The following is a 5,583-nucleotide window of genomic DNA, read 5'->3' as shown; positions in this document are numbered from 1 at the left end:
ATTGAAATTATTATTATAAAATTATTTAATATTAGATTTTTTACACAACAAGCAGACCCAAAATTTAAATTTTATTATTGCCCGCCTCTGCGGTGCAACACACAGCTAAAACTGTACATTAAAAATTTTGCGTCTATAAAACAGCTTTATTTATTATATGATGTTGAGATTAAAAAATATTTTGACCCTTGCATCATTATATTTTTTACTACAAATTCACGAGTTCAAAAACTTCGTCCCTGTCATCCTGTTCTATTCCAAGATACCTTGTCGTAATTTTATATGAAGAATGATTATAAATACTTGTCAAAAGTGCCGGAGACACCCCTTTTTTCCATGCATGATACCCAAATGTTTTCCTGAGCGAATGGCAGCTCACTTTATGACTGAGCAGACATTTTTTTGCTGCTTCTGATATTATACGAAACGCCTGAATCCTGCTGATAGGCTTATCAGTAGATTTCTGACCAAGAAAAATAAATTGTTCCATCACATCGCACAATTTTCCTTTTTTTGCAATTATATCTTTAAGGAATGATGCCAATGCCTCCTTTAAATTATTGTTGATGAAAACAGTTGTTTTCTTACCTGTTTTCTGCTCTTTAACATCAATATGTGATTTAAACGACAATAAATTTTCATTATATACATCTTTCCACCGGAGTTTTAAAATATCAGAAATACGCAAAGCCGTATTAAGTCCGCATATAATAAGGAGAAAATTCCTTTTATTTGGTTTCACCTCACGGTAATATTTTTTTATTTTTTTTAATTCCACAATATCACGTACCGGCTGAGTAGTTTTCATTTTTATGACTCTATCCTTTCAATTTTTTATATTATTTAAAAAAAACGCTAAAGTTTCCAATTGGACTGCCGATAAATAATGTGTAATAAAAAATGTAACACAATGTCTATTGTGTTACATTTTTCTATAATTTTACAGATACAGGGACAAACATATTATTTTTTCAACAAAAAACTGCCACACAGCAAATAAAACATATATGCTGCATGACAGTTCTTTTTATTTTATGCAATGTACCTCACAAGTCCATTTGTTATTACTGATTATATTTTTGCCCTTACTAATGCAAGCTGTATTACAAATGTCATGGTTAGGAGCATTTTTATCTTTTTAAACTCTCTCGTTGTGTGCCTTCTGTTTACATAAATACATATTGTGGTCTGCAATGGCAATAACATCTTTTAAGCACTCTTTTTTGCCAATAGCATATCCCACTGAAGCAGAAACAGGAAAATCGCAATCAACACTTAGATTTTCAAGTTCTTTTTTCCATATTTCTATAAGCTCTTCTGCTCTTTTTTCAGTTCCCTGTCTGATTATCATCAGAAATTCATCACCGCCGTAACGAAAAGCAACACAATCTTCCTTTGCAACTTTAAGAATTGACTCCGCTACTTTCATAATAAGCCTGTCCCCTGACAGATGCCCGTAATTATCATTTACATATTTCAGTTTGTTGACATCCCAGTAAACAACGGCTATATCCTGATAGTCATACGACTTATCTTCCACAAGTGAAAGTAGTTTATTTTTGTTATACAAGCCCGTCATGTCATCTTTACTTGCTTTAATTTCCATTTTTACAGCTTTCTTCTGCGATTTTCTGATAATTGTATTAACACTGTTGGAAACATACGCAAATGCAACGGCTAAAAGACATCTCGGTATCACAAAATACAAACCTATTGTCAATACGGGATTTGGATTTATCTGACTCATCTGAAAAATTCCGTTTTTATCAAGATTTCCTATAGATGTTGCCGTCAAAAGTGCCATATTCGCATCGCATATTCCAAAATAATAACCACCATATGTACTTAATACAATACTTATAATCGTAAGTATAAATGTATATACCGATATTCTTTTTGATGTGTACATCCCTGCAATAACAAGCGGAATCATAATAATAATCACCATATGATATGTAAGTGAAATGCTCGCCGAAACAATTACACACATAATCGCTGCAACGCTCACATACTTAGTCAGATGATGTTCAAGCCCAAGTGCCAGCAAAAGAATGATATGTACAACTGCAAAAAAACATGCTGCTACATATCCTGTCATAAATATCTTTTTATCAACAATAAATATTCCAAACATATTCATGACATTTTCAACAGAATAAATAACCATACAAAATAATACAAAACGAAATGCATAAATATTCTGGGCTACATCTTTTTCATCACTAATCGGACTTTTTCCAAATATCTGGCATAAAGTTTTTTTATATCTTTCCATTATTGCTCCTCTTGCCTTATAATTACTTTCTCCACCGCAACATAAATCTCAAACCTTTTTATGCTATGAAGTCCTTTTGTAAAAACAATATAACCCTCACCTCTAATATTACATTATCGAACTAATCACACTTAAAACTATAGCAGCAGCCGCACAAATTAAACCTATAATTGCTGTTGCTCTCACAATCATACGCTTTCTGCCTGCTGTTGATGTATTTGACTGTTCATATTCATTTCCATCAATCAGTTTTTTAGCCTTGTCCGCTTCCCGGTCATCAACAAATATATTAAACTCAATATTATTTTTTCCTGATACTGCATTAAATTTATCTTCTCTCCTGCAATCAGCATGTATTCCTTCATCCGTTAATTTACTGATAACAGCATCTGCCTCAACTGAATTTGATGTACTGTATATGTTCTTCATGCTAATTTTTCTCTCCATCTTTTTTATACGCTAAAAATCTCTACCACTTATTACATATATTACTATACAATCATAAAATTAGCAATTTATATTCTTAAATATTTTTACGGCTATTTTTAAATATTTTTCGTGGGATAACACTCTACCCAATCTTCCCTTTTATCCTCTGCAATGCATTGTCAATTGATTTAGGCGATTTCTCCATATCCGCCGCAATCTCCTGATATGTCATACCATCAAGATACCTCTTTAACACTTCCCGCTCCATTTTGCTGAGTTTGTCAAACATCTGATTCTGCATGTCAACAGCACTTTCCCTGTCTATCACAATCGCTTCAGGATTTGCTATATTATCACTTCCCGATGATATTACAGTCCTGTCTCCCGCCAGTTCATCGGCATCATTGAATTCATCAGAATATATTGATATATAAGAATTTAACGGTTGATTTTTAAGTCTGTTGGATTTTTTTATTGCCGAATAGAGCTGTCTTGATATACAAAGGTCGGCAAATGTCCTGAACGCCGCATCCTTTCCAGCCTGATAATCCCTTACAGCTTTAAAAAGACCTATCATTCCCTCCTGAATAAGGTCATCTTTATCACCATCTATCAAAAATAATTTTCTCGTTTTCTGACGGACAAGAGGTTTATATTTTTCCAGAAGATATTCCATCGCAGAATCTTCCTTATTTTGTGCCAAATTTATTATGTCATTTTCAGACATTTTTGCAAACTCCATTATTCCCCCCGTTTTCTTATATACTATAAAAACTGTTTACATTTACTCTTCTCTTAAATAAGTAACCAGTTTCATAAATACTCCAACATTAATTTCTTTGATTTCAGCCCTTTTTTGCCATTCTCTGTCTTACAATTTCATATGAAAGTACACCCATTGCCACCGATGCATTCAGTGAATCAATATCTCCAAACATAGGTATCGTTGCTACAAAATCACAATTTTCTTTCACCAGACGGCTCACGCCCTCACCTTCATTTCCTATTACTACGCCCATAGGTCCTGTAAGGTCAAGTGAATACATACTCTCTCCGCCCATATCTCCGCATACAAACCACATTCCTTGCTTTTTAAGTTCATCCATTGTCTTAACAAGGTTTGTTACTTTCGCAACAGGCGTGTAATTTATTGCTCCTGCCGATGCCTTTGCAACCGTAGCTGTAAGACCTACTGCACGCCTTTTCGGAATAATAACACCATGTGCTCCAACCTGATTTGCCGTTCTTATTATAGAACCGAGATTATGTGGGTCTTCGATATTATCCAGCAAAATAAGAAATGGCTGTTCATTCTTTTGCTTTGCATTCTCAAGCATCTCTTCCACTGTTCCGTATTCATACGCTGCTGCATAGGCTATAACTCCCTGATGTTTTCCTGTCTCAGACATTTGGTCAAGTCGTTCTTTTTTTACAAAATTAACTATACAATCCGTCTTTTTGGCTTCTCTCAAAATAGTACGCACCGGTCCATCCTGACAACCGTCAAGTACAAAAAGTTTGTCTATTGTTTTTCCGGCTCTAAACGCCTCTATAACTGCATTTCTACCCTCTATCGTTAATTCCTCGTATCTCATATTTTCCTCACTTTCTATTTTTTCTCTTATTTACCATATTAATTTTTCTCACACATCAATGTTTCCGTTTTATCATACCAATTTTTCTTGTGCATCAGTATTTTCGTTTTTCTACATCAACACTCCTATTTGAATTATAACTTATATGGAAGTAACTCTGTTTTTACAAGTCCATCTTTTACAAGTTCCATTGCTCTGTCCATTCTATGTGACAGATACAAATATCCGATAAGTGCCTCAAATCCGGTTGCTATCCTGTAATCCGTTATTGATGCATTTTTAGCTGACGTTGCCGATTTTGCATTTCTTCCATGTTTAAATATTGCCATTTCTTCATCCGTAAGACTATCTAAAATAACATTAACTACTTTCGCTTGTGATTCTGCCTTTACGATATTACTTGTCATTCGATGAAAATTCTTGACTTTCCCATTTCCAAGGTCAAGCACTATGGTTCTTATTATTAAATCATAAACTCCATCACCTATATAAGCAAGTCCCAATGCTGAATATTGCGATGGTTTAAGTTTTCCTTTTCCAAAAGTGTCATGCACGCTCTGTAAAAAATTCTTTTCAGCCTTACTTTTTTCTTCATCTGTAAGCTTAGTTATATTTTCTTTTTCCATACATTTCCTTTCCATTCCATATTTAATAAACTTAATAGTCATAAATTTTTTTCTTTATTTAAAATTTAAATTTAGCTTATAAATTTAATTTCTTATAATGCAACTTTTTATAACGCAAAAGACCCCAATGATAAATCATTGAGGTCTGTATAGAGGCGACTAACGGATTTGAACCGATGATCAGGGAGTTGCAGTCCCATGCCTTACCACTTGGCTAAGTCGCCATAATAAAAAAGTGACTCCAACGGGAATTGAACCCGTGTTACCGCCGTGAAAGGGCGATGTCTTAACCGCTTGACCATGGAGCCATAAATGTATATTTTATTTTAAAAAATAAACTCCCCGAGTTGGGCTCGAACCAACAACCCCACGGTTAACAGCCGTGTGCTCTACCATTGAGCTATCGAGGATTAGGTTTATACCCAAAAAACTGTATATAGATTATATCATGACTTCCTTTTGATTGCAAGAGAAAAACTCGTTCTTAACTCAAGCACTTGAGCTCCATGTCATTCGTATGCTTCGCATACTTCATGTCATCCCTGTGCTTTCGTTCCTTTGGTCAAGCCCTCGACCTATTAGTGACAGTCAGCTGCATGTGTTACCACACTTCCACCTCTGCCCTATCTACCTCGTCGTCTTCAAGGGGTCTTACTGG

6 protein-coding genes, 3 tRNA genes and 1 rRNA gene are annotated in these 5,583 nt (G+C 34.6%); all 10 read right to left on the bottom strand.

What is annotated here, in order from left to right; all coding sequences use genetic code 11:
• Positions 1-208: 208 nt before the first annotated feature.
• Positions 209-808, bottom strand: coding sequence for a tyrosine-type recombinase/integrase (locus tag ACZLXV_RS13070; RefSeq protein ID WP_482383705.1), 600 nt, complete (start codon positions 806-808; stop codon positions 209-211).
• 330 nt (positions 809-1,138) lie between these two features.
• Complete coding sequence (locus ACZLXV_RS13065) at positions 1,139-2,275, bottom strand: GGDEF domain-containing protein (RefSeq protein WP_482383704.1); 1,137 nt, start codon at positions 2,273-2,275, stop codon at positions 1,139-1,141.
• Between the two features lie 108 nt (positions 2,276-2,383).
• Positions 2,384-2,704: a putative signal transducing protein gene (locus ACZLXV_RS13060; protein ID WP_022224861.1), complete on the bottom strand. Its 321-nt coding sequence runs from the start codon at positions 2,702-2,704 to the stop codon at positions 2,384-2,386.
• Positions 2,705-2,846: 142 nt separating this feature from the next.
• Positions 2,847-3,446 carry an RNA polymerase sporulation sigma factor SigH gene (gene sigH / locus ACZLXV_RS13055; protein ID WP_482383703.1) on the bottom strand — a complete coding sequence of 200 codons (600 nt, stop codon included), beginning with the start codon at positions 3,444-3,446 and terminating at the stop codon, positions 2,847-2,849.
• 103 nt (positions 3,447-3,549) lie between these two features.
• A complete protein-coding gene (gene rlmB, locus ACZLXV_RS13050; RefSeq protein ID WP_022224863.1) occupies positions 3,550-4,299 on the bottom strand; it encodes a 23S rRNA (guanosine(2251)-2'-O)-methyltransferase RlmB in 750 nt (249 codons plus the stop codon).
• Between the two features lie 134 nt (positions 4,300-4,433).
• Complete coding sequence (locus ACZLXV_RS13045) at positions 4,434-4,925, bottom strand: Mini-ribonuclease 3 (RefSeq protein ID WP_022224864.1); 492 nt, start codon at positions 4,923-4,925, stop codon at positions 4,434-4,436.
• A gap of 153 nt (positions 4,926-5,078) precedes the next feature.
• A tRNA-Cys gene (locus ACZLXV_RS13040) sits at positions 5,079-5,149 on the bottom strand.
• A 12-nt stretch (positions 5,150-5,161) separates the two neighbouring features.
• Positions 5,162-5,233 (bottom strand) — tRNA-Glu (locus ACZLXV_RS13035).
• A gap of 30 nt (positions 5,234-5,263) precedes the next feature.
• A tRNA-Asn gene (locus ACZLXV_RS13030) sits at positions 5,264-5,335 on the bottom strand.
• 148 nt (positions 5,336-5,483) lie between these two features.
• Positions 5,484-5,583, bottom strand: a 23S ribosomal RNA gene (locus ACZLXV_RS13025); the annotation flags it as partial.

It is taken from the genome of Butyribacter sp., from assembly GCF_056818865.1.
Note: the sequence above shows the minus strand (reverse complement) of the source record. Positions and strands in the feature narration are given on the sequence as shown.